The organism is Bradyrhizobium sp. LeoB3 (assembly GCF_055456055.1).
On record NZ_JBVBEF010000355.1, the window covers coordinates 1 to 612 of the forward strand.

The 612-nt window shown below is 66.2% G+C and carries 1 protein-coding gene; it reads right to left on the reverse strand.

What is annotated here, in order from left to right; translation table 11 throughout:
• Window positions 1-549, reverse strand: a 549-nt coding sequence (locus ACZXDY_RS46300; RefSeq protein WP_464350072.1) for an IS91 family transposase, incomplete at its 3' end; no start/stop codon positions are given.
• Window positions 550-612 lie beyond the last annotated feature (63 nt).

Consider the following 612-nt stretch of genomic DNA (forward strand, 5'->3'; position numbering starts at 1 on the left):
GGGCCGGCAGGACACCCAGCGCTGGCTATCGGGCGAGATGCCACCGCCCGGCACGATCATGTGCACATGCGGATGGTGGGTCATGGCCGAGCCCCAGGTGTGCAGCACGGACGTAATGCCGATCCGGGCTCCCAGATGCTTCGGGTCGGCAGCGATGGTCAGCATCGTCTCGGCCGAGACCTTGAACAGGAGATCGTAGATGGCAGCTCTGTTCCGGTAGGCGATGTCGGCGATCCGAGCCGGCAGCGTGAACACGACGTGATAATACGGCACCGGCAGCAGCTCGGCTTCGCGGTCGGCGAGCCACTGCTTGGCCGCGGCGCCCTGGCACTTCGGGCAGTGCCGATTGCGGCAGGAGTTGTAGGCGATGGATGTGTAGGCGCAGTCCTCGCAGCGCGCGACATGGCCGCCGAGGGCTGCTGTGCGGCAGCGCTCAATGGCCGACATCACCTTGAGCTGGTCGAGGCTGATATGGCCGGCATGGGTCTGACGCCATGCCGGGCCATGGTTGCGGAAGATATCCGCAACCTCCAGAGCTGGACGAGACACGCCTGCCCGCGTCAGTCGGGCGGCCGGGTCTCTTTGAGCTTGAGCGCGATGTGCTCCAGCGGA